The sequence below is a fragment of the Enterobacter cloacae complex sp. P40C2 genome (assembly GCF_014930695.1).
Lineage (GTDB): Bacteria > Pseudomonadota > Gammaproteobacteria > Enterobacterales > Enterobacteriaceae > Enterobacter > Enterobacter pasteurii.
Map to the genome: position 1 here is coordinate 288,790 of NZ_JADBRP010000006.1, position 20,886 is coordinate 309,675.

General features: G+C 56.4%; 22 protein-coding genes. 12 read left to right on the forward strand and 10 right to left on the reverse strand.

Annotated features, from left to right (window positions below):
• Window positions 1-41 precede the first annotated feature (41 nt).
• Genes tatA through tatD form a run of 4 tightly spaced genes read left to right on the forward strand, consistent with a single transcriptional unit; the run spans window position 42 to window position 2,439 of the window.
• Window positions 42-296 carry a Sec-independent protein translocase subunit TatA gene (tatA, locus tag IM304_RS14050; RefSeq protein ID WP_148421591.1) on the forward strand — a complete coding sequence of 85 codons (255 nt, stop codon included), beginning with the start codon at window positions 42-44 and terminating at the stop codon, window positions 294-296.
• Between the two features lie 3 nt (window positions 297-299).
• Window positions 300-842, forward strand: coding sequence for a Sec-independent protein translocase protein TatB (tatB, locus tag IM304_RS14055; RefSeq protein ID WP_193355343.1), 543 nt, complete (start codon window positions 300-302; stop codon window positions 840-842).
• Between the two features lie 2 nt (window positions 843-844).
• Window positions 845-1,615, forward strand: coding sequence for a Sec-independent protein translocase subunit TatC (tatC, locus tag IM304_RS14060; RefSeq protein ID WP_148421587.1), 771 nt, complete (start codon window positions 845-847; stop codon window positions 1,613-1,615).
• A gap of 41 nt (window positions 1,616-1,656) precedes the next feature.
• Complete coding sequence (gene tatD, locus IM304_RS14065; RefSeq protein WP_193355342.1) at window positions 1,657-2,439, forward strand: 3'-5' ssDNA/RNA exonuclease TatD; 783 nt, start codon at window positions 1,657-1,659, stop codon at window positions 2,437-2,439.
• Here tatD and rfaH read toward each other — a convergent pair.
• Entirely contained in the window at window positions 2,436-2,927 is a 492-nt protein-coding gene (gene rfaH, locus IM304_RS14070) for a transcription/translation regulatory transformer protein RfaH (RefSeq protein ID WP_148421688.1), read from the reverse strand. The genes tatD and rfaH overlap by 4 nt on opposite strands.
• Before the next feature lie 169 nt (window positions 2,928-3,096).
• On the opposite strand from rfaH, the gene ubiD reads away from it, so the two are divergent.
• The 3 genes from ubiD to IM304_RS14085 all read left to right on the forward strand — a co-directional run bounded on the left by ubiD (window position 3,097) and on the right by IM304_RS14085 (window position 7,170).
• Window positions 3,097-4,593 (forward strand): 4-hydroxy-3-polyprenylbenzoate decarboxylase, encoded by a 1,497-nt coding sequence (gene ubiD, locus IM304_RS14075; protein ID WP_148421584.1) that lies wholly within the window; start codon window positions 3,097-3,099, stop codon window positions 4,591-4,593.
• Between the two features lie 39 nt (window positions 4,594-4,632).
• Window positions 4,633-5,334, forward strand: a complete 702-nt coding sequence (fre, locus tag IM304_RS14080; RefSeq protein ID WP_148421582.1) for an NAD(P)H-flavin reductase — start codon at window positions 4,633-4,635, stop codon at window positions 5,332-5,334.
• Between the two features lie 216 nt (window positions 5,335-5,550).
• Window positions 5,551-7,170: an ABC-F family ATP-binding cassette domain-containing protein gene (locus tag IM304_RS14085; RefSeq protein ID WP_193355341.1), complete on the forward strand. Its 1,620-nt coding sequence runs from the start codon at window positions 5,551-5,553 to the stop codon at window positions 7,168-7,170.
• A gap of 38 nt (window positions 7,171-7,208) precedes the next feature.
• On the opposite strand, the gene IM304_RS14090 is transcribed toward IM304_RS14085, so the two are convergent.
• Window positions 7,209-7,496, reverse strand: coding sequence for an HTH-type transcriptional regulator (locus IM304_RS14090; RefSeq protein WP_193355340.1), 288 nt, complete (start codon window positions 7,494-7,496; stop codon window positions 7,209-7,211).
• Between the two features lie 331 nt (window positions 7,497-7,827).
• Between IM304_RS14090 and IM304_RS14095 the strand changes: the two genes are divergently transcribed.
• Window positions 7,828-8,538 (forward strand): DUF3053 domain-containing protein, encoded by a 711-nt coding sequence (locus IM304_RS14095; protein ID WP_148421576.1) that lies wholly within the window; start codon window positions 7,828-7,830, stop codon window positions 8,536-8,538.
• A gap of 245 nt (window positions 8,539-8,783) precedes the next feature.
• Window positions 8,784-8,996 carry an RNA chaperone/antiterminator CspA gene (gene cspA, locus IM304_RS14100; protein ID WP_003860775.1) on the forward strand — a complete coding sequence of 71 codons (213 nt, stop codon included), beginning with the start codon at window positions 8,784-8,786 and terminating at the stop codon, window positions 8,994-8,996.
• Between the two features lie 58 nt (window positions 8,997-9,054).
• Here cspA and ghrB read toward each other — a convergent pair whose 3' ends face one another.
• From ghrB to IM304_RS14130, 6 genes are all read right to left on the reverse strand, one after another.
• Window positions 9,055-10,029, reverse strand: coding sequence for a glyoxylate/hydroxypyruvate reductase GhrB (ghrB, locus tag IM304_RS14105; protein WP_148421574.1), 975 nt, complete (start codon window positions 10,027-10,029; stop codon window positions 9,055-9,057).
• A 26-nt stretch (window positions 10,030-10,055) separates the two neighbouring features.
• Window positions 10,056-11,336 carry an MFS transporter gene (locus IM304_RS14110; protein ID WP_148421572.1) on the reverse strand — a complete coding sequence of 427 codons (1,281 nt, stop codon included), beginning with the start codon at window positions 11,334-11,336 and terminating at the stop codon, window positions 10,056-10,058.
• A gap of 114 nt (window positions 11,337-11,450) precedes the next feature.
• Entirely contained in the window at window positions 11,451-12,389 is a 939-nt protein-coding gene (locus IM304_RS14115; RefSeq protein ID WP_193355339.1) for a sugar kinase, read from the reverse strand.
• A 3-nt stretch (window positions 12,390-12,392) separates the two neighbouring features.
• A complete protein-coding gene (locus tag IM304_RS14120; RefSeq protein WP_148421568.1) occupies window positions 12,393-13,142 on the reverse strand; it encodes a sugar phosphate isomerase/epimerase in 750 nt (249 codons plus the stop codon).
• A 102-nt stretch (window positions 13,143-13,244) separates the two neighbouring features.
• Window positions 13,245-14,261 carry a LacI family DNA-binding transcriptional regulator gene (locus tag IM304_RS14125; RefSeq protein WP_193355338.1) on the reverse strand — a complete coding sequence of 339 codons (1,017 nt, stop codon included), beginning with the start codon at window positions 14,259-14,261 and terminating at the stop codon, window positions 13,245-13,247.
• A gap of 163 nt (window positions 14,262-14,424) precedes the next feature.
• Window positions 14,425-15,087: an OmpA family lipoprotein gene (locus IM304_RS14130; protein ID WP_148421564.1), complete on the reverse strand. Its 663-nt coding sequence runs from the start codon at window positions 15,085-15,087 to the stop codon at window positions 14,425-14,427.
• A 164-nt stretch (window positions 15,088-15,251) separates the two neighbouring features.
• On the opposite strand from IM304_RS14130, the gene IM304_RS14135 reads away from it, so the two are divergent.
• Complete coding sequence (locus IM304_RS14135) at window positions 15,252-17,579, forward strand: molybdopterin guanine dinucleotide-containing S/N-oxide reductase (protein ID WP_193355337.1); 2,328 nt, start codon at window positions 15,252-15,254, stop codon at window positions 17,577-17,579.
• Here IM304_RS14135 and IM304_RS14140 read toward each other — a convergent pair.
• The gene (locus IM304_RS14140) at window positions 17,542-17,988 is read right to left on the reverse strand and encodes an N-acetyltransferase (protein ID WP_176608992.1); all 447 of its coding nucleotides are present in this window, start codon (window positions 17,986-17,988) and stop codon (window positions 17,542-17,544) included. The genes IM304_RS14135 and IM304_RS14140 overlap by 38 nt on opposite strands.
• The gene (gene tag, locus IM304_RS14145; RefSeq protein WP_193355336.1) at window positions 17,966-18,547 is read right to left on the reverse strand and encodes a DNA-3-methyladenine glycosylase I; all 582 of its coding nucleotides are present in this window, start codon (window positions 18,545-18,547) and stop codon (window positions 17,966-17,968) included. The genes IM304_RS14140 and tag overlap by 23 nt, the downstream gene beginning before the upstream one ends.
• 160 nt (window positions 18,548-18,707) lie before the next feature.
• Here tag and IM304_RS14150 point away from each other — a divergent pair, with 160 nt between their 5' ends.
• Together IM304_RS14150 and IM304_RS14155 are read left to right on the forward strand one after the other, a co-directional pair.
• Window positions 18,708-19,250, forward strand: coding sequence for a lipase (locus IM304_RS14150; protein ID WP_148421556.1), 543 nt, complete (start codon window positions 18,708-18,710; stop codon window positions 19,248-19,250).
• Between the two features lie 238 nt (window positions 19,251-19,488).
• The gene (locus IM304_RS14155; protein ID WP_193355335.1) at window positions 19,489-20,691 is read left to right on the forward strand and encodes an MFS transporter; all 1,203 of its coding nucleotides are present in this window, start codon (window positions 19,489-19,491) and stop codon (window positions 20,689-20,691) included.
• The last annotated feature ends 195 nt before the right edge of the window (window positions 20,692-20,886 follow it).

The following is a 20,886-nucleotide window of genomic DNA, read 5'->3' on the forward strand; positions in this document are numbered from 1 at the left end:
TGCGATCTGACTAATTAATCATCTATCACTGGGGAACACGCATGGGTGGTATCAGTATCTGGCAGTTAGTGATCATTGCCGTCATCGTTGTGCTGCTGTTTGGCACGAAAAAACTCGGGTCCATTGGTTCCGACCTTGGCGCGTCAATCAAAGGCTTTAAGAAAGCCATGAGCGATGACGAGAATAAGCAGGATAAAACCGGTCAGGATGCTGATTTCACTGCTAAGTCCATCGCCGACAAGCAGGATGAAGCCAAAAAGGACGATGCTAAACGTCACGATAAAGAGCAGGTGTAATTCGTGTTCGACATTGGTTTTGGTGAGTTACTGCTGGTATTTGTGATTGGTCTGATCGTGTTGGGGCCGCAGCGCTTGCCCGTTGCGGTGAAAACCGTGGTGGGCTGGGTGCGTGCGCTTCGCTCGCTGGCAACGACCGTGCAGAACGAGCTGGCGCAGGAGCTTAAGCTTCAGGAATTTCAGGACAGCCTGAAAAAGGTTGAAAAGGCGAGCATGGACAACCTGACGCCGGAGCTGAAAGCGTCGATGGATGAACTGCGTGAAGCAGCCGAATCCATGAAGCGCTCATACAGCATTAACGATCCTGAAAAGGCGAGCGACGAAGCTAACACCATCCATAACCCGGTGGTGAAGGGCAGCGAGGAGCAGCGCGAGGGGGTAACGCCTTCCAGCGCGGAGCATCAGGCTGCTTCGCCAGAGCAATCGCCGCAGGAGCCTGAAATGAAAAAGCAGGTGCCGTCAGAAGAGCCCGTGGTGAAAGCGGCTGAAGTAAAACCTGCCGCACCCGTTTCCGAATCATCCCCTTCCTCAAGTGATAAAGCGTAAACATGGCAGTAGATGATACTCAACCGCTCATCGCGCACCTCATTGAACTGCGCAAGCGCCTGTTAAACTGCATTATTGCGGTTTTCCTCATATTCCTGTGTCTGGTCTATTTCGCCAACGATATCTACCAGGTGGTCTCTGCGCCCTTGATTAAACAGATGCCGCTGGGGGCAACGATGATCGCAACGGACGTTGCTTCGCCGTTCTTTACCCCAATCAAGCTCACCTTCTGGGTGTCGCTGATTGCGTCTGCGCCGGTTATTTTGTATCAGGTCTGGGCCTTCATCGCCCCGGCGCTGTACAGGCATGAGCGTAAGCTGGTGATCCCGCTGCTGGTATCCAGCTCCCTGCTGTTCTATATCGGCATGGCGTTCGCTTATTTCGTGGTCTTCCCGCTGGCCTTTGGTTTTCTGACGCATACCGCGCCGGAAGGGGTGCAGGTATCCACGGACATCGCCAGCTACCTCAGCTTTGTCATGGCGCTGTTTATGGCGTTCGGCGTCGCGTTCGAAGTGCCCGTGGCGATAGTTCTGCTCTGCTGGGTAGGCGTTACGACACCGGACGATCTGCGTAAAAAGCGTCCGTACATTCTCGTCGGGGCGTTTGTCGTGGGGATGCTGTTAACTCCGCCGGACGTTTTCTCGCAGACGCTGCTGGCAATACCTATGTACTGCCTGTTTGAAGTCGGCGTGTTCTTCGCACGTTTCTACGTGGGTAAGGGGCGTACGCGTGATGATGAAGACGTAGAGTCGGAAGAGACCACTAAAGAATAAAATCAGCCGCCCGTCAGGGCGGTTGTCATATGGGGAATACCATGTTTGATATTGGGCTTAACCTGACCAGCTCACAGTTTGCAAAAGACCGTGATGAGGTGGTGGCGCGCGCGTTTGCCGCTGGCGTTAACGGGCTGTTGCTAACGGGAACCAATCTGCACGAGAGCGAGCAGGCACAGCAGCTGGCGCAACGCTATCAACGCTGCTGGTCCACCGCAGGCGTGCACCCTCATGACAGCAGCCAGTGGACGCATGAAAGTGCTGAAGTACTTCATCGCCTGGCGAAAACGCCGGAAGTCGTTGCCATTGGTGAATGCGGGCTTGATTTCAACCGCAACTTCTCAACGCCTGAAGAGCAGGAAAACGCGTTTACCGCCCAGCTCGCCCTGGCAGCAGAGCTGGGAATGCCGGTGTTTATGCACTGTCGCGATGCGCATGAACGTTTTCTGGCATTGCTGGAGCCCTGGCTGGATAAACTGCCTGGCGCGGTGCTGCACTGCTTTACGGGCTCCCGGCAGGAGGCGCTGGATTGCCTGAATCGCGGGCTTTATCTGGGAATTACCGGCTGGGTGTGCGATGAACGTCGTGGGCTTGAGCTGCGCGAGCTGCTGCCCGTTATCCCGGCCGATCGTTTGCTGCTTGAAACAGATGCGCCGTATTTGCTGCCTCGGGATATGCAGCCCAAACCGGCATCGCGACGTAATGAACCCGCTTACCTGGGGCACATAGCTGAACGCGTGGCGCACTGGCGCGGAGAGGATGCCCAGTGGCTGGCAGCACGAACCGATGACAACGTGCGTCGTCTGTTCGGCGTGCAGTTTTAAACTTTTCGAAAATCGGTGTTTTTGACGCTCTGCAACACCTCTTTGTTCAACAGGTTAAGCAGCAGCATTGAACGCGCTTCACCGTCCGGCTCAGAGAAGATGGCCTGTAAGCCTTCAAAGGCACCTTCGGTGATCACCACGCTGTCGCCGGCATAGGGGGTTTCCGGATCGGTAATATCTTCAGGTTGCTGGTAAACGGAAAGCTGATGAATAACCGATGACGGTACTCTTGCCGGATGGGCGCCAAAACGCACAAAATGGCTGACGCCGCGCGTGGCGCTGATCGTCGTGGTGTGGATCACTTCGGGGTCGAACTCAACGAACAGGTAGTTCGGGAACAGGGGCTCGCTGACGGTCGTGCGTCTTCCACGCTGCATTTTTTCAAGCGTGATCACGGGTGTCAGGCAGTTAACAGACTGACGTTCAAGATGTTCCTGCGCGCGCTGAAGTTGCCCGCGTTTGCAATACAGTAAATACCAGGCCTGCATAATCACTCTTCCCATTGTTCGGGGCGCAAGCATATCAAAACCCTGGCGGGATCGCTAAGGTGATTATAATGGGCAAAAAGCGAGTAAGTCGTGGAAGTTCACGCTAATTTAACAAAATTACAGCATCACGCGGGCTTACGCCGTATAATGAAGCGCTTACAGAGAGGCCATGATTAACTGCATGAAATACCACGATCTACGCGACTTCCTGGCGCTGCTTGAAAAGCAGGGCGAACTCAAACGCATTACGCTTCCTGTTGATCCGTATCTGGAAATGACAGAAATCGCTGACCGCACCCTGCGCGCGGGCGGCCCGGCGTTGCTGTTTGAAAACCCAAAAGGCTACGCCATGCCGGTACTCTGTAACCTGTTCGGCACACCTCGCCGCGTGGCGATGGGGATGGGGCAGGAAGATGTTACGGCGCTGCGCGAAGTGGGCAAACTGCTGGCCTTTCTGAAAGAGCCGGAACCGCCGAAAGGGTTCCGCGACCTGTTCGACAAGCTGCCGCAGTTTAAGCAGGTACTGAACATGCCGACCAAACGCCTGCGCGGTGCGCCGTGCCAGCAAAAAGTGCTGGAAGGCGATGCGGTTGATCTCACCACCATTCCGATTATGCAGTGCTGGCCTGAAGATGCCGCACCGCTGATTACATGGGGCCTCACCGTCACGCGTGGGCCGCATAAAGAGCGTCAAAACCTCGGCATCTATCGTCAGCAGCTGATTGGCAAGAACAAGCTCATCATGCGCTGGTTGTCCCATCGCGGAGGCGCGCTGGATTTCCAGGAGTGGTGCGCGGCCCGTCCGGGCGAACGCTTCCCGGTTTCCGTCGCGCTGGGCGCCGATCCGGCAACCATTCTGGGCGCGGTTACGCCCGTTCCTGACACGCTGTCGGAATATGCCTTTGCGGGGCTGCTGCGCGGCACCAAAACTGAAGTGGTTAAGTGTATCTCCAATGACCTGGAAGTACCGGCCAGTGCGGAGATCGTGCTGGAAGGCTACATTGAACAGGGCGAGCTGGCACCCGAAGGGCCGTACGGCGACCACACCGGCTACTACAACGAAGTGGATAACTTCCCGGTGTTCACCGTCACGCACATTACCCAGCGTGAAGATGCCATTTATCACTCCACCTACACCGGCCGTCCACCCGACGAGCCGGCGGTACTGGGCGTGGCGCTGAATGAAGTGTTCGTGCCGATCCTGCAAAAACAGTTCCCGGAAATTGTTGATTTTTATCTGCCGCCGGAAGGGTGTTCGTATCGCCTGGCGGTGGTAACGATGAAGAAGCAGTATGCCGGTCACGCTAAACGCGTGATGATGGGCGTATGGTCTTTCCTGCGCCAGTTTATGTATACCAAGTTTGTGATTGTCTGCGATGATGACGTTAACGCCCGCGACTGGAATGACGTCATCTGGGCCATCACCACGCGTATGGATCCCGCGCGTGATACGGTGTTAGTGGAAAACACGCCGATTGATTATCTGGACTTTGCCTCGCCGGTTTCCGGCCTTGGCTCAAAAATGGGACTGGATGCCACGAATAAATGGCCTGGCGAAACCGACCGTGAATGGGGTCGCCCGATCGAGAAAGATCCTGCCGTGACCGCGCGCATTGACGCGATCTGGGACGAGCTGGCCATAATGAATAACGGTAAGGCAGAATAAGACCGTTTAGCCCTATAGACTTCCCGACAGAGAGAGCGAATGACAACCTTAAGCTGTAAAGTGACGTCGGTAGATGCTATTACCGACACCGTATATCGCGTCCGTTTGGTTCCTGAAGCGGCATTCTCATTCCGTGCCGGCCAGTACCTGATGGTCGTGATGGACGAGCGTGATAAGCGTCCTTTCTCTATGGCCTCTACGCCTGCAGAGAAGGAATTTATTGAGCTGCATATTGGTGCGTCTGAGCTTAACCTGTACGCGATGGCCGTGATGGACCGCATCCTGAAAGAGCGTGAAATCGTGGTCGATATCCCTCACGGCGAGGCCTGGCTGCGTGAAGACGAAGATCGCCCGCTGATCCTGATTGCCGGTGGCACGGGCTTCTCTTATGTTCGCTCTATTCTGCTGACCGCTCTGGCGCGCAATCCGAATCGTGATATCACCATCTACTGGGGCGGCCGTGAAGAGAAGCACCTTTACGATCTGTCTGAGCTGGAAGCGCTGAGCGTGAATCATCCACACCTGCGCATCGAGCCGGTTGTCGAGCAGCCGGAAGAGGGCTGGCGCGGGCGCAGCGGTACCGTGCTGACAGCGGTATTGCAGGATCACGGAACGCTGGCCGGGCACGATATCTACATTGCCGGTCGCTTTGAAATGGCGAAAATTGCCCGCGACCTGTTCTGTAACGAACGTGACGCGCGGGAAGATCGCCTGTTCGGCGATGCGTTTGCGTTTATCTGAATCAGAAACCCGCTTCGGCGGGTTTTTCTGCTCTGACAAAAGCGCTGGTGAAAATTTAACCTTGAAACGGGCAGCGTATTACCGCTATCCTTGTTCCGGATAAATTTCGTCCTCAGGAGCGCCCCCCAAAAATGAACAAACACGACTGATGAATTTCGATCCTTGCTAAACGCACCGCGTCGGCAGGGGATGTTTTGATTTCATTCAGGAGTGCTTATGGCTCATTTTGCGCAGTCCCCCTCTTTTGTTTTGCATCAGGTCACCTGTCAGTTTGCGACGGGCGATATCCTTTTTGGTCCACTGAATCTTTCTCTGGATTCGTCGGTTTGCGCGCTGGTTGGCCGCAACGGCAGTGGAAAAACGCGCCTGCTGCGCCTGCTGGCTGGCATAGACGAACCCGCCAGCGGGCACGTTGAGCGCTTTGGCTCGCACGCCTACGTGGCCCAGCAGCAGGATATTTCCCCTCACGCCACGCTTGCCGGGCTGCTTGGCCATGAGGCGATCTTCGCCGCCCGTAAACGCGTCGACAGCGGTACTTATGAACCCGAGGATCTCGACACGCTCGAGGGACGCTGGGATCTGGCTGAACGTCTGAGCCATGCTTTCATCACCGCAAACCTTCCCCCGTTCGATCCAAATAAACCCGCAGCGGCGCTGAGCGGCGGCGAGCGTATTCGTGCCTTGCTGTGTGGCGCGTTCACCGAAGATGCGGATTACCTGCTGCTGGATGAACCGACCAACCACCTCGACGGGCAGGGCCGGGAATGGTTCTACGAGCAGCTTTCCCGGTATCAGGGCGGCGTGCTGGTGGCCTCTCACGACCGTGAGTTACTGGCGCAGGTAACGCGCATCCTTGAACTGAGCGCTTTTGGCTTGCGTAGCTACGGCGGAAATTATGCTGACTATAAAAGCCAGCGCGACGCTGAGCAGCAGGCCGCCCGCGCTGCGCTGGAACATGCCGCCACCGAGCGTAAACGTACCCGCGCCCGTATGCATAAAGAGCATGATGACAGCCAGCGGCGTTCAGCAAAAACGCTTCGCAAGGTCGATAGCCTCAACATTGCCTCGTTTGAACGGGTCAAGTACAAAGCGGCGGCGAAAGAGCGCATCGGTTCCTGGAAAAAACAGCATAGCGATCAAAATGATGCGCTTAACGCTGCGGTTAACCAGGCACGGGAGCGGGTAGAAGCGGATAACGCGGTGATGTTTACCCTGCCGGGCAGTCAAATTGCGCAAGGGAAGCAGGTGCTGGTGCTGCAGGATCTGGTGCTTCCGCATGTGTCTCTCCCGCCGATAAACTGGCGAATGGACGGCCCCATGCGCGTGGCGCTTCGCGGGCCTAACGGCTGTGGGAAATCTACGCTGTTAAAAGTGATGCTGGGCGAAACTGCCCCCGTTTCCGGTACCTGTAACGTCTCCGTCACGCGCGCCTGTCTCGATCAGCAACTTTCCCGGCTGGATCTGTCGCAGTCGGTGATGACACACCTCAACCTGGGCAATACGCCGCTCGAGGAGGGCACGCTGCGTACCCGGCTGGCGCAGCTTCAGCTGGGCGCGGAAAAAGTAACGCTTCCTCTGGGTGAACTGAGCGGCGGCGAGCGCCTGAAGGCCGCGCTGGCCTGCGCGTTGTGGCGTGAAGCTTCAGCGCAGCTGTTGCTTCTGGATGAGCCGACCAATCATCTCGATCTGGCCTCCGTTCAGGCCATTGAAGCGGCTCTGGCCGATTTTCCCGGCGCGCTGCTGGTGGTATCGCACGATGAAGCCTTTCTGAAAGGGCTGAAGCTGACGCATGAGCTGGTGTGGGAAGAGTCAGGATGGCGATGCGAAAGTCTGTAAACACAAGCCCCCGCAAGGGCGGGGGCAAAAAAACGTTATCAGGCTAACTGCTTGCGAAGGTCAGGGTTCGCCTGAATCAGGCGCATCAGCTTTAACTCGGCCGGAGTAGGTTTTTCGCGTTTTGACTCCCACTCCATTACCATCGCTACGCTGACACCCATCGCTCTTGCGAATTCATCTGTTTTCAGGCCCGATCCTTTGCGTAAACGCTCAAATTCACTGAAAGGATTGGGCTTTGTTTGCAGGGTATACGTCGGCGGTACATCTTTAAAAATAATCTGTTCCAGGCTGCTCAGCAGCTCAAACTCAGGATCTTTTAATTCCATTGAGAACTCCTCATAAATCACACATCGGGATCATGAACATCAGAGAGCCTGTTAAGAATAGTCCCTAAACCAGACACAGGATCGTCACGGCTGTGATTAATTGTGCGATCACCATCGCTTTACACGTTTCAGCTATATGGATATTTATGCTAATTACCTGATTAGTCATATATCGGGCGGGTCAGGTATTTTTTTGTAAATAGTAAGCCATAAAATGGGAATACCCGTTTTGTATGAAAAGTCTATCTTGCAAGGCTGTCCTGGACTATTCTTGTCAGCGTTAGGCACGCGTGTGCCGGTGTGCGCTTTTTTGGGTGAAAGGAGTAATAAAATGGCGACAGGAAAGTCCTGCTCTCGCTGGTTTGCGCCTGTAGCGGCGTTATTAATGGTGGTTAGCCTGAGCGGGTGTTTTGATAAGGAAGGCGATCAGCGCAAAGCGTTTATCGATTTTCTCCAGAATACAGTGATGCGTAGCGGCGAGCGTTTACCAACGCTGACTGCGGATCAGAAAAAACAGTTTGGTCCATTCGTCTCTGATTACGCCATTCTGTATGGCTATTCGCAGCAGGTAAGCCAGGCGATGGATTCCGGGATCCGCCCGGTCGTGGACAGCGTAAATGCCATCCGCGTGCCGCAGGATTATATGACCCAGCGTGAACCACTGCGCCAGTCCAACGGTGCGCTTGGGGTTCTGAGCCAGCAGCTGCAAAATGCCAAAATGCAGGCTGATGCATCGCGCTCCGCGCTGAAGCAGGGCGAAGATCTGAAACCGGTCTACGACCAGGTGTATGAGAAAGTGGTGACCAAACCGTCAAACGCCTTGCAGCCGCTGATCCCGGCCGCTCAGGTCTTTACTCAGCAGCTGGTGCAGGTGGGTGACTTTATCAGTGAACAGGGTACGCAGGTGAGCTTCGTCTCTAATGGTATCCAGTTCCCGACCTCCCAGCAGGCGAGCCAGTACAATACGCTGATCGGGCCGCTGGCGTCCCAGCACCAGGCCTTTAGCCAGGCATGGAGCGCAGCGGTCGCTGCTACGGAATAATAAAAATCCCCGCTTCTGGCGGGGTTTTTTTATGCGTAATGAAAATAACGCTTGTCATTCGTCTACCACATCGGTATAACTATGTTCGTCGGTTTGTTACACAGACCTAAAGCAGTTTAGTAAAGCAGTCCAGATTGTTATCCATAGATACCCTTCGTAGTGACCCTTCCTTCATCGCTTAAAAATCTGTAACGCAATCCATCAAAGCCGGAAGGCACAATATATTTGTTAATAAGGTAATTTCTATGTCTGCTAAAATGACTGGTCTGGTAAAATGGTTCAACGCTGATAAAGGTTTCGGCTTCATCACTCCTGACGATGGCTCTAAAGACGTGTTCGTACACTTCTCTGCTATCCAGAACGATGGCTACAAATCTCTGGATGAAGGTCAGAAAGTTTCCTTCACCATCGAAAGCGGCGCTAAAGGCCCAGCAGCTGGTAACGTTGTAAGCCTGTAAGCTTCCAACCCAGTAGCACAAAATTCAAAAACCCGCCTTCTGGCGGGTTTTTTCGTTTCTACTGCCGTACCTGCGGATTAACGCAGTTTTTATCCACTTTTCCGCTAAGCGCAGCAATCAGGTTGTCTACTGCGGTCGCCGCCATGCTGTAGCGCGTTTCGTGAGTCGCAGAGCCAATGTGGGGCAGGGCGACGACGTTTGGCATGGCCAGCAGCGGAGAATCTACCGGCAGCGGCTCCTGTTCAAACACGTCCAGGCCGGCGGCGTGGATCTCACCGTTTTGCAGTGCCTCAATCAGCGCCTTCTCATCCACCACCGGGCCGCGACCCGCGTTGATGAAAATGGCCGATCTCTTCATCTTTTCAAATGCCGCTTTGCCAAAGAGATGACGCGTTTCATCCGTCAGCGGCAGGATCAGGCAGACAAAGTCGGCTTCCTGTAACAGCGCATCAAGCTCGCAGTAGCGGGCGTTGAAGCGCTCCTCAGCTTCGCCGTGATGACGGCGTGCGTTATAGAGAATCGGCATGTTGAAGCCGAAATGGGCGCGCCGGGCCAGCGCCATACCGATACGCCCCATCCCGACTATCCCCAGGGTTTTGCCATGAACGTCCACGCCGAACCAGTCGGAGCCGATGCTTTTCGTCCATTCGCCTGCCTTTACGCGCTCAGCCACTTCCACCACGCGACGGGCGGTGCTGAGCACCAGCGCCATCAGCGTGTCGGCGACGGTTTCCGTCAGGGCATGTGGCGTATGCATCAGCAGGATGTTACGCGCGTTAAGCGCATCCACGTCGAAGTTGTCGTAACCCACGGAAACGGTTGAGGTTGCACGAAGCTTCGGCATTTTCTCCAGCAGCGCTGCATCCACCTTTTCGCTTGAACCCAGCAGGCCCTCGGCGCTGGCAAACGCGTCGGCGTGCTGCGCCACGGTTTCCGGGCTGAGGTTCTTCACCCGGGTAACGGTAAAGTGTTCTTCCAGGCGTTTTTGCAGATCTTCGGGCAGTGCTTTGTACAAAATGACGGACGGCTTCATGCTAATCTCCGTTGATTTTAAAAGATTCAGGCGTGGCGTGCGCCGACGGGTAGCTGTTGATTATTAGCAGGCTTAACGATCAGAGTAAGCCATACCGAGGCAAAAAGCGCCACCCCCATAAAGATGTAAGAGGCTGAAGGGCTGCCGGTTGCGCCGTTGAGATAGCCGACAAACCACGAGCCAAAGAACGAGCCCAGCGCACCCATGCTGTTGATCAGCGCCATCGCGCCGCCCGCGACGTTACGCGGCAGCATTTCCGGGATGATGGCAAAGAACGGGCCATACGGGGCGTACATGGCAGCACCCGCGATCACCAGCAGCGTATAGGAGGCCCAGAAATTATTCGCACCCACGGCCCAGGAGCCAATAAAGGCAAAGGCAGCGATCAGCAGCAGTGGCCAGACGAACAGCTTACGGTTTTGCAGCCTGTCCGATGCCCAGGAAACGACGATCATCGCGATGGTTGCGGCCAGGTAAGGCACCGATGACAGCCAGCCAACTTCCACCATGCCCAGGTTCTCACCGCCGCTGCGGATAATCGACGGCAGCCACAGCACAAAGCCGTACACGCCAATGCTCCAGGTAAAATACTGCGCGCACAGCAGGATGACGTTACGGGAGCGGAAGGCTTCGCCATAGTTACGCACCGCTTTCAGCCCCTGCTGCTCTTTATCCAGCTGCGCCTGCAGTGCGGCTTTCTCATCCTCCGAAAGCCACTTTGCCTGGGCAGGCTTATCTTTTACCAGCACCCACCAGCAGAAGGCCCAGAGGATCGCGGGAACCCCTTCGATGATAAACATCTCACGCCAGCCGTAGGACTGGATGAGGTAGCCGGAAACCACCGACATCCACAGTACGGTGACCGGATTGCCGAGTATCAGGAACGTATTGGCGCGTGAACGCTCGGATTTCGTGAACCAGTTGCTGATATAAATCAGCATCGCCGGCATAACTGCCGCCTCAACCACGCCGAGAATGAAGCGAATGGCGGCCAGAGCAGGAATATTATTCACCACCCCAGTGAGGGATGCACAGGCGCCCCACAGGATCAGGCAGATGAAGATAAGCTTTCGCACGCTGCGGCGCTCGGCGTAAATCGCGCCGGGGATCTGGAAGAAAAAATAGCCCAGGAAGAAGAGAGCCCCCAGCAGGGAGGATACCCCTTTGGTGATCCCGAGGTCTTCGTTGATCCCGGCGGCGGATGCAAAACTGAAGTTGGCACGATCCAGGTACGCCAGGCTGTACGTGATAAACACGATTGGCATGATGTACCACCAGCGTTTTACTGCATTGGTCGAACTGTTCATAGGCTTGCCTCTGTTGTTGAGGTTGTTAACCCCTCACCCTAACCCTCTCTCCAAAGGGTAGAGGGGATGACTTGCACCCTCTCCCCTTTGGGGAGAGGGCCGGGGTGAGGGGATTTAGTCGTTAAGCTGCGCGCGGGTTGGCAGGCCTTCACTGTCGCCCTGCACCTGAATCGCCAGCGAACCAATTTTGTTGCCCCGCGCCACGGCCTGCGGCAGCGGTTTGCCTTCCAGCAGGGCACTGATGACCCCGACGGCAAATCCATCGCCAGCGCCCACGGTATCAACCACGTTGTCGACTTTTACCGCGGCGACCGCGCCTCGCTCACCGTCGGCGGTTTTAAACCATGCGCCGTCGGCACCGGTTTTCAGCACCACGGCTTTCACCCCTCTGTTGAGATAAAAATCAGCAATGCCTTCCGGCGTACTTTCGCCCGTGAGGATCATTCCCTCTTTTATACCCGGCAGAACCCAGTCCGCCTGAAACGCCAGCCGGTTGAGTTTCTCAACCATCTCCGCCTCGCTTTTCCACAGCACCGGCCGAAGGTTAGGATCGAACGAGATCGTCTTACCCAGAGCCTTCATGGTGGTCGCGGCACGATCGAGCAGCTCATACGAGCTGGCCGACAGCGCGGCTGCCACACCGCTCAGGTGCAGATGGCGTGCGCATGCAAAATAGTCGGCGTGATAATCTTCCACCGAGAGATGGCTTGCCGCCGACCCTTTGCGGAAGTATTCCACAATGGGATCGGTTCCATTTTCGACTTTAGACTTAAGCTGAAAGCCGGTCGGGAAGCGCCCGTCGAGCGTGACGCCTTCGGCATCGATCCCCTCTTTTTTCAGCGAGTCGAGAACGAAATGGCCAAAGCTGTCATCCCCCACGCGGCTCACCCATCCGACGTTCAGCCCAAGGCGCGCCAGCCCGGTTGCAACGTTCAGCTCTGCGCCTGCCACGCGTTTAATAAAGCGTTCAACCGCGCTCAGCTCGCCCGTTTCGGTGGCAACGAACATCGCCATGGCCTCGCCGATAGTGATGACATCCAGCGTCTTGTGCATGGTTTACTCCTCGCGCAGCAGGTTGACGTAATGACGGGTAACGGCGGTCAAGTCCGTCCCTTCGAGCGGAAACTCGATACCGCGCGGGGCGTCGGCAGGCAGTTGATTAAGCAGATCCCGCCAGCCTGAGTCGCTCTGGTCCGGGGCAACGGCGCGGAACTGCTCCTTGTGGGGGACGGCGGCTTTGACGTGAATATAGCTGACGGCCGGAGCCAGCTGGCGCGCGGCCTCTTCCGGAGAGTCGCCGACCCACAGCCAGTTGCCCATATCGAACGTCAGCGTAACCGGCAGCGACATCACCCGACAGGCGGCTTTGAAGCGCTGCATCGGGGCGAGCTGGCCGCAGTCCGTCTGATCGTTCTCTACCACCAGCGTCATGCCGCTTTCATCCAGCAGCGCGCGCAGGGAGTGAAGCGGCTGTTTGTTGCTGAAATGACCCAGTGAGACCTTAAGCCACAGAGCGTTCAGCGTGCTGGCTTCGGCAAGATAGCGCGGGAGATCCGGGTTGAGGGTTCCGTCTGGCATAAACAGGGGCGCCGGTGCCGAGTAGCACGCCAGCAAACCCAGCAGTTCAATGGACTCGCCAAGCGCAGGCAGCGCCAGCAGTTCATCGCTGCAAAACAGCTCGCGGCGGATCTCGACGCCATCCGCCCCTGCGGCGGCAATCACGGGCAGCATCGCCCGCTGTCCGCCCGCCTGACGCACACGGTCGGCGCCATACGCGGCGGTGACCACCATTATTTTCCTGCTCATTTCCTGACTCCATCGCGTAATCGATAGTATTACGCTAGATGGAACCGGTTCCAAAGAAAAGTTCAGGATGCCGGATTTATGATCGCTGTCACGAAGGGGAGTTTAACGGGCGGTAGAGCCGCGAACGATCAGCTCGCCGGAAAAAACCTGCTCGCGGACGGCATCGCTGGTGCCTTCAATTCGACGAACCACTTGTTCAACAGCGGCATAGCCGATCTGCCAGGTAGGTTGCTTGAGTGTGGTAATCCCCACGCCTGCTATTTCTGCCCACTCCAGCTCATCGAAGCCGAGTAAGCCGATGTCGCTGCCCCAGTGCAGGCCAATACGCTTGAGCGAGCGCGCCACCTGAAGCGTGAGCGCGCCGTTAGCGGAGATCACCGCTTTACGCATCCCCCGATGGCGGGTGTGGAACTGGCGCAGGGTATTATCCATCTGGCCAGATTCGTGCAGGGGGATTTCGGCATTTTCGGCGATTACGCCGGGATAACGCGCCAGCGTGGCGCGAAACGCAGCCAGACGGTCGCGGCGGGTGTTTACCATACCCAGCGGTTCGCTCAGAAATAGAATCGCTTCGAAACCCTGCTCGATAAGGTGCTCGGTGGCGGTGGTGGCGGCCTGAGTGTTATCCAGCCCGACCACATCGCAGGCAAACTCCGGGATTTTACGGTCGATAAGCACCATCGGCAGGGACGACTGTTGCAGGCGATTTAACCCTTCTTCACGCATCCCGACGGCATTCACCACGATCCCTTCTACCTGATAGCTCCGGAGCAGATCGAGGTAGTGCAGCTCCTGATCAACCTCGTTATTGGTATTACAGACCAGCGGGGTAAAGCCTTTTTCACGGCACGCCGCTTCGATGCCGCTGAGGACGTTAACGGAGTAGGGGTTGGTGATGTCGGCGATAATCAGGCCTATCAGACGGGTTCGACCGCGCTTGAGGCCGCGCGCCATAAGGCTGGGACGGTAGTCGAGTTCGGCAATGGCCTGTTCAATACGCGCCAGCAAGGCATCGGAAAGCAGGTGTTTCTCGCCGTTGAGGTAGCGCGAGATGCTGGTTTTACCGGTTCTGGCGGCTTTCGCCACGTCGCTGATGGTGGCCCGGGCTGGTTTGCGCATCGCTGATTTCCCTGAAATGAGTGAGAATACCTTAGCGGGAAAATTATCGATGGCAAGTGGTTCATTATGAAAGGTGTTGCCTGATGCCCTTACCCCAACCCTCTCCCGTGGGAGAGGGCGCAAACGCTAAAAACGGCAACGAACGTTGCCGTTTTGCTTCCACCTACTGAATCGGGCTTAAGGTGATCTCAACGCGACGGTTCTGCGCTTTGCCTTCCGCCGTGCTGTTGCTGGCGATCGGGTTAGCCGGACCCATTCCGCTGGTGCGGATGCGGTTCGCTTCAACGCCCTGGGTAATCAGCGAGCTGGCCACGGAATCGGCACGCTGCTGCGACAGGCGCATGTTCAGCTCCTGGCCGCCGGTGCTGTCGGTATAGCCAATTACGTTTACCGCCGTCTTGTTGTACTCTTTGAGCACCATGGCCACGCCGGTCAGGGTATTTGCGCCTGCGGGCTTCAGCGTTGCGCTGCTGCTGTCGAAGGTCACGTTATTTGGCATGTTCAGGATGATGTTGTCGCCGCTGCGCGTGACGCTCACGCCCGTACCTTTCATTTTGTCACGCAGCTTCGCTTCCTGCACATCCATGTAATAACCCACGCCGCCGCCCAGCGCTGCGCCTGCTGCTGCGCCAATCAGCGCGCCTTTGCCGCGATCTTTCTTGGAGGAGGAGAGGGCGCCCACGCCTGCGCCGACCAGCGAGCCAATACCTGCGCCGATGCCGGATTTACCCGCTTCGCGTTCGCCGGAGTAAGGGTTGGTTGTGCAGCCAGAAACAGCCAGTGCACCGCTCACCAGAGCGGCAATAACGAGTACGCGTTTTTTCATCTTATTTCCTTAATCCTTTTTATTCTTTGCCACGACGAACGTGGCAGTGGATTATGACGTCCGGATACGGAGAAAATTCAGTGCATAACTCTGAAATTTGTCACAAACCTTAAACTGCCTCATCGAAAGGCCGGAACACCTGCACGCAACCAGGAGCGCACGCTTTGAGCACCTCAATCAAAACCATTCTGACCGCCGCCCACTGGGGGCCAATGCTGGTCGAAACTGATGGCGATACTGTGCTGTCGTCCCGCGGGGCTTTGCCTTCACGCCACCTCAACTCGTTACAGACCGTTGTTCGCGACCAGGTTCACAGCAAAACCCGCGTGCGCTGGCCGATGGTGCGTAAGGGCTTTCTGGCCTCGCCGGATAAACCGCAGGGCATTCGCGGGCAGGATGAATTCGTTCGCGTAAGCTGGGACGACGCGCTGGCGCTGATCCACTCGCAGCATAAACGCATCCGCGACAGCTACGGCCCGTCGTCCATTTTTGCCGGATCGTATGGCTGGCGCTCTAACGGCGTGCTGCATAAGGCCGCAACCCTGCTGCAGCGCTACATGAGCCTGGCCGGGGGCTATACCGGCCATCTGGGTGATTACTCTACCGGAGCGGCGCAGGCGATCATGCCGTATGTCGTAGGAGGCAATGAGGTATACCAGCAGCAGACCAGCTGGCCGCTGGTGCTGGAGCATACCGGGGTGGTGGTGCTGTGGAGCGCCAACCCGCTCAACACCCTGAAAATTGCCTGGAATGCGTCCGACGAACAGGGCATCGGGTATTTCGATGCGCTGCGTAAAAGCGGCAAGCGCATCATCTGTATCGACCCGATGCGCTCTGAAACCATGGATTTCTTCGGGGACAGCGCCGAGTGGATCGCGCCGCATATGGGTACCGACGTGGCAATGATGCTGGGTATCGCCCATACGCTGGTTGAGAACGGCTGGCACGATACGGCATTTCTCGCGCGCTGCACCACGGGTTTCGATAAATTTTCCGACTATCTGACGGGCAAATCCGACGGTGTCGCCAAAACGGCAGAGTGGGCCGCGGGGATTTGCGGCGTAGAGGCGGTTAAAATCCGCGAACTGGCGGTCTTATTCCATAATAATGCAACGATGTTGATGTCCGGCTGGGGAATGCAGCGCCAGCAGTTTGGCGAGCAGAAGCACTGGATGCTGGTGACGCTTGCCGCCATGCTCGGACAGATTGGCACGCCGGGCGGCGGTTTTGGTCTTTCCTATCACTTTGCGAACGGCGGCAATCCGACGCGTAAAGCGGCGGTGCTGGCTTCTATGCAGGGCTCGGTGCAGGGCGGCGTGGACGCCGTAGATAAAATCCCCGTGGCGCGCATCGTTGAGGCCCTGGAGAACCCGGGCGGGTTTTATCAGCATAACGGTCAGGACCGCCATTTCCCGGATATCAAATTTGTCTGGTGGGCGGGCGGGGCCAACTTCACCCATCATCAGGATACTAACCGCCTGATCCGCGCCTGGCAGAAGCCGGAGCTGGTGGTGATTTCGGAGTGCTTCTGGACCGCATCAGCGAAGCATGCCGACATCGTGCTGCCGGCCACGGCCTCTTTCGAGCGTAACGATCTCACCATGACCGGGGATTACAGCAACCAGCACATGGTGCCGATGAAGCGCGTCGTCGCTCCACGGGATGAAGCGCGTGATGATTTTGACGTCTTTGCCGACCTGAGCGAAATGTGGGAAGCGGGCGGCCGCGAGCGTTTCACCGAAGGTAAAACGGATCTGCAATGGCTGGAAACGTTTTATCAGATTGCCGGCCAGCGCGGGGCCGCGCAGGGCGTGACGCTGCCGCCGTTTGCTGAATTCTGGGAGGCGAATCAGCTTATCGAAATGCCGGAAAGCGAGCAGAACGCGCGGTTTATACGTTTTGCGGATTTCCGTCGCGACCCGGAGAATCACCCGTTAAAAACGGAAAGCGGGAAGATTGTGATCCACAGCGAGCGCATCGCCAGCTTTGGCTATGCGGACTGCCCGCCGCACCCAGCGTGGCTGGAGCCGGACGAATGGCATGGCAATGCGCAGCCGGAGCAGCTCCAGCTGCTCTCAGCCCATCCGGCGCATCGTCTGCACAGCCAGCTCAACTACTCGTCGCTGCGCGAGCAGTATGCGGTGGCCGGGCGTGAGCCTATCGTGCTGAATAGCGATGACGCAAAAGCGCGGGGGATTCACAGCGGCGATATCGTTCGCGTCTGGAACGCGCGCGGGCAGGTGCTGGCGGGTGCCGTGGTGAGTGACGGGATCCGCCCTGGCGTTTTCTGCATTCATCAGGGCGCATGGCCCGATCTGGCGCTGGACGAGGGCGGCATTTGTAAGAACGGGGCCGTAAACGTGCTGACCAAAGATCTCCCCAGCTCGAAGCTGGGGAACGGCTGCGCGGGAAATACGGCGCTGGCATGGGTCGAGAAATATCAGGGGCCAGAGCTTACGCTGACGGCGTTCGATCCGCCTGCCAGCTCATGATCCACGTCGGGTGCTGAGTATCATCCTGCCAGGCGCTGTCTTCAATGCGAAAACCCTGAGCATGATAGAAATTCACCGCCCGCACGTTTTTCTGATACACCTCCAGGGTTAAATACGGGTAGTGCTGCTGAACGTGGTTCAGCAGCGCATGCCCGATACCCTTTCCGATGAATGCCGGGGCGACAAACAGGGCGCCAACGAACTGGGACTGCATCACGCTGATAAAGCCACGCAGGGCGCCGTTCTCCTCCCATACCCAGGTTTCGGCAACGGGAAGGTATTCATCGCGCACCATCGCTTCATTCGCTTTCCAGTAGCCTGCATCAATAAACGGGTGCGCCTCGGTTGTGCTCTCAAGCCACAGGCTCAAAAGCCGGGCGGTATTCTCACTTTCCCATTTGCGGATCATGTTCTCCCTCCGGGTGGCAGAAGCAGCCCGTGATGTGGTCATTGACTAACCCGCAGGCCTGCATAAAGGAGTAGCAGATGGTGGTGCCCACAAATTTAAAGCCGCGTTTTTTTAGCGCTTTTGACAGGGCATCTGAGGCGGGTGTCGAGGTTGGGATCTCTGCAAGCGTGGCGGCCTGGGTTACCTTCGGCTCGTTATCCACAAACGACCAGACGAAGGCCGAAAAAGGTTCGCCGTTTTGCTCCATCGCCAGGTAAGCCCGCGCGTTACCGATAATCGCCTGAATTTTACCGCGATGGCGGATGATGCCGGCATCCAGAACCAGCCTTTCCACGTCTTCGTCGCCCATTGCCGCAACGGCAACCGGATCGAACCGGTGAAAGGCGTTGCGGTAGTTCTCCCGCTTTTTCAACACGGTGATCCACGATAGCCCAGCCTGCTGGCCTTCAAGGCAGATCATCTCAAACAGTTTTTTACCGTCGGTCTCCGGTACGCCCCATTCCCTGTCGTGATAATCGATATAAAGCTGATCCTGGCTTACCCAGCCGCAACGTTGCATAGGCTCTCTCCCTTCCTGATACGGTAAACGCAAAAATTTCAATCTGCCCGGCTTGACGTGCCTGCTAAAGAGACAATAGTTAATACAGGGCTATATGCCCTAATACCTCTTCGAACAATGACATATATCGCCGAACTCGGCTCTTTCTGGAGTCGCTTTGATGATGATAAAAAAAATCAGTGGTCGCCATGCTGCTTCTGGCCTGGTGGGCGTCTCAGCCTGCCTGTTTTTTTGTAACACCGCTTTTGCGTGGCAACAGGAATATATCGTTTCAGATGCACAAAGTAATACGACAGAACGCTATACATGGGATGCCGATCACCAACCTCGCTATGAAGATATTCTCGCGGAACGTATTAATCGCTCGCAGAATGCTGCGGGGTTTGCCCTGAACGACCCATCCGGTTCGGATGCGGAAACCGTTCTGAGCGTTGGCTGGAATTTTCCCGTGGCGGGACGTTTCACGACCGGACCCGTCATGGCGTGGCGCAATGATGGCTCTGCCCCTGTAGTGGTGAATGCGTATGGCGATACAACCACCACGCAGTCGCTTACCGACCCCCTCTGGCATGCCAGCGTTAACTCGCTGGGGTGGCGTGTCGATACGCAGTACGGTGATTTACACCCCTGGGCGAAGATAAGCTATAACCAGCAGGCCGATGAAGAGTATTTATATACCCTGGGATTGAGTGCCAGATTTTAGGGTTGTTATTTTTTTAAACGCTGCGGTAACATATTTAATACATTAATGGCGCGGCTTGTGGCGATAGTGTCCACTCACATCTGGGCGTTTTCTTTCCCGGCAAGGTCATTCATTCCCGATTCCAGGCATTTCATTCCGTTTCTCCTGCATCTCATGCCGTTTTACCCCAGCTGTTGCAGGGTTTTCTGTATCGTTGTCCTCAGCGAATTCCCTTAATTTCTCTTGCAGGACAACTGCCATGAACACATCAACCTATAACCGCACGCGCTGGCTGACGCTATTCGGCACCATCGTTACTCAGTTTGCACTGGGCTCGGTCTATACCTGGAGCCTGTTTAACAGCGCGCTGTCCGATAAGCTCGGCGCACCGATAAGCCAGGTGGCGTTCTCCTTTGGCCTGCTGAGCCTTGGGTTAGCAATTTCCTCCTCCGTGGCGGGTAAACTGCAGGAGCGCTTCGGCGTGAAGCGCGTGACCATGGCCTCCGGGATCCTGCTGGGCGTGGGCTTCTTCCTGACGGCGCACTCCAATAACCTGATGATGCTGTGGCTGAGCGCCGGGGTGCTGGTGGGGCTGGCGGACGGCGCGGGCTACCTGCTGACGCTGTCCAACTGCGTGAAGTGGTTCCCGGAGCGTAAAGGGCTCATCTCCGCCTTTGCCATTGGTTCATATGGCCTGGGCAGCCTCGGGTTTAAATTCATCGACTCCCAACTGCTGGCCTCGGTAGGGCTTGAGAAAACCTTTATGATCTGGGGCGTGATTGTTCTGGTCATGATCCTCTTCGGCGCCACGCTGATGAAAGATGCTCCTCAGCAGGAGGTAAAAAGCGTTAACGGCGTGGTGGAGAATGATTTCACCCTCGCGCAGTCCATGCGTAAACCGCAGTACTGGATGCTGGCGGTGATGTTCCTGACGGCCTGCATGAGCGGTCTGTATGTTATTGGCGTGGCGAAAGATATCGCGCAGGGAATGGTGAAGCTGGATGCAGCGACGGCGGCGAATGCGGTGACGGTGATCTCCATCGCTAACCTCTCTGGTCGCCTGGTCCTGGGTATTCTGTCTGACAAAATCGCCCGTATCCGCGTGATTACGCTGGGACAGGTTATCTCGCTGGTGGGCATGGCGGCGCTGCTGTTCGCGCCGCTGAACGAGGCGACATTCTTTGCGGCAATCGCGTGCGTGGCCTTTAACTTTGGCGGCACCATTACCGTCTTCCCGTCGCTGGTGAGCGAGTTCTTTGGCCTGAATAACCTGGCAAAAAACTACGGCGTGATTTATCTCGGCTTTGGTATCGGCAGTATTTGCGGTTCGCTGATTGCCTCGCTGTTTGGTGGCTTCTACGTGACCTTCTGCGTGATATTTGCCTTGCTGATTATTTCCCTCGCGCTCTCCACGACGATTCGTCAGCCGCAGCGTGAAGCGTATAAAGAAGCGCATGCATGATTCGATAAAAAGAGGCCGCAGGGCCTCTTTTTTTATCTCAGCATCGCTTCCGGACTTGTTATTTTGTAAAAATCTTCAACGATCACATTCTCTGCTGCCACTTTTCTTTCCCGCTGTGGTCTACTTATCGCGCTTGTAGACGTTTCTGATAACGGTTTCTCTCGCATCTACTTACTCTGTCAGCTTTCTCAATGA

Excerpts from the sequence above, each read along its gene's own strand:
- tatA (WP_148421591.1), top strand. The coding sequence starts at position 42 with ATGGGTGGTATCAGTATCTGGCAGTTAGTGATCATTGCCGTCATCGTT.
- tatC (WP_148421587.1), top strand. The coding sequence starts at position 845 with ATGGCAGTAGATGATACTCAACCGCTCATCGCGCACCTCATTGAACTG.
- tatD (WP_193355342.1), top strand. The coding sequence starts at position 1,657 with ATGTTTGATATTGGGCTTAACCTGACCAGCTCACAGTTTGCAAAAGAC.
- rfaH (WP_148421688.1), bottom strand. The coding sequence starts at position 2,927 with ATGCAGGCCTGGTATTTACTGTATTGCAAACGCGGGCAACTTCAGCGC.
- ubiD (WP_148421584.1), top strand. The coding sequence starts at position 3,097 with ATGATTAACTGCATGAAATACCACGATCTACGCGACTTCCTGGCGCTG.
- fre (WP_148421582.1), top strand. The coding sequence starts at position 4,633 with ATGACAACCTTAAGCTGTAAAGTGACGTCGGTAGATGCTATTACCGAC.
- IM304_RS14085 (WP_193355341.1), top strand. The coding sequence starts at position 5,551 with ATGGCTCATTTTGCGCAGTCCCCCTCTTTTGTTTTGCATCAGGTCACC.
- IM304_RS14090 (WP_193355340.1), bottom strand. The coding sequence starts at position 7,496 with ATGGAATTAAAAGATCCTGAGTTTGAGCTGCTGAGCAGCCTGGAACAG.
- IM304_RS14095 (WP_148421576.1), top strand. The coding sequence starts at position 7,828 with ATGGCGACAGGAAAGTCCTGCTCTCGCTGGTTTGCGCCTGTAGCGGCG.
- cspA (WP_003860775.1), top strand. The coding sequence starts at position 8,784 with ATGTCTGCTAAAATGACTGGTCTGGTAAAATGGTTCAACGCTGATAAA.
- ghrB (WP_148421574.1), bottom strand. The coding sequence starts at position 10,029 with ATGAAGCCGTCCGTCATTTTGTACAAAGCACTGCCCGAAGATCTGCAA.
- IM304_RS14110 (WP_148421572.1), bottom strand. The coding sequence starts at position 11,336 with ATGAACAGTTCGACCAATGCAGTAAAACGCTGGTGGTACATCATGCCA.
- IM304_RS14115 (WP_193355339.1), bottom strand. The coding sequence starts at position 12,389 with ATGCACAAGACGCTGGATGTCATCACTATCGGCGAGGCCATGGCGATG.
- IM304_RS14120 (WP_148421568.1), bottom strand. The coding sequence starts at position 13,142 with ATGAGCAGGAAAATAATGGTGGTCACCGCCGCGTATGGCGCCGACCGT.
- IM304_RS14125 (WP_193355338.1), bottom strand. The coding sequence starts at position 14,261 with ATGCGCAAACCAGCCCGGGCCACCATCAGCGACGTGGCGAAAGCCGCC.
- IM304_RS14130 (WP_148421564.1), bottom strand. The coding sequence starts at position 15,087 with ATGAAAAAACGCGTACTCGTTATTGCCGCTCTGGTGAGCGGTGCACTG.
- IM304_RS14140 (WP_176608992.1), bottom strand. The coding sequence starts at position 17,988 with ATGATCCGCAAATGGGAAAGTGAGAATACCGCCCGGCTTTTGAGCCTG.
- tag (WP_193355336.1), bottom strand. The coding sequence starts at position 18,547 with ATGCAACGTTGCGGCTGGGTAAGCCAGGATCAGCTTTATATCGATTAT.
- IM304_RS14150 (WP_148421556.1), top strand. The coding sequence starts at position 18,708 with ATGATGATAAAAAAAATCAGTGGTCGCCATGCTGCTTCTGGCCTGGTG.
- IM304_RS14155 (WP_193355335.1), top strand. The coding sequence starts at position 19,489 with ATGAACACATCAACCTATAACCGCACGCGCTGGCTGACGCTATTCGGC.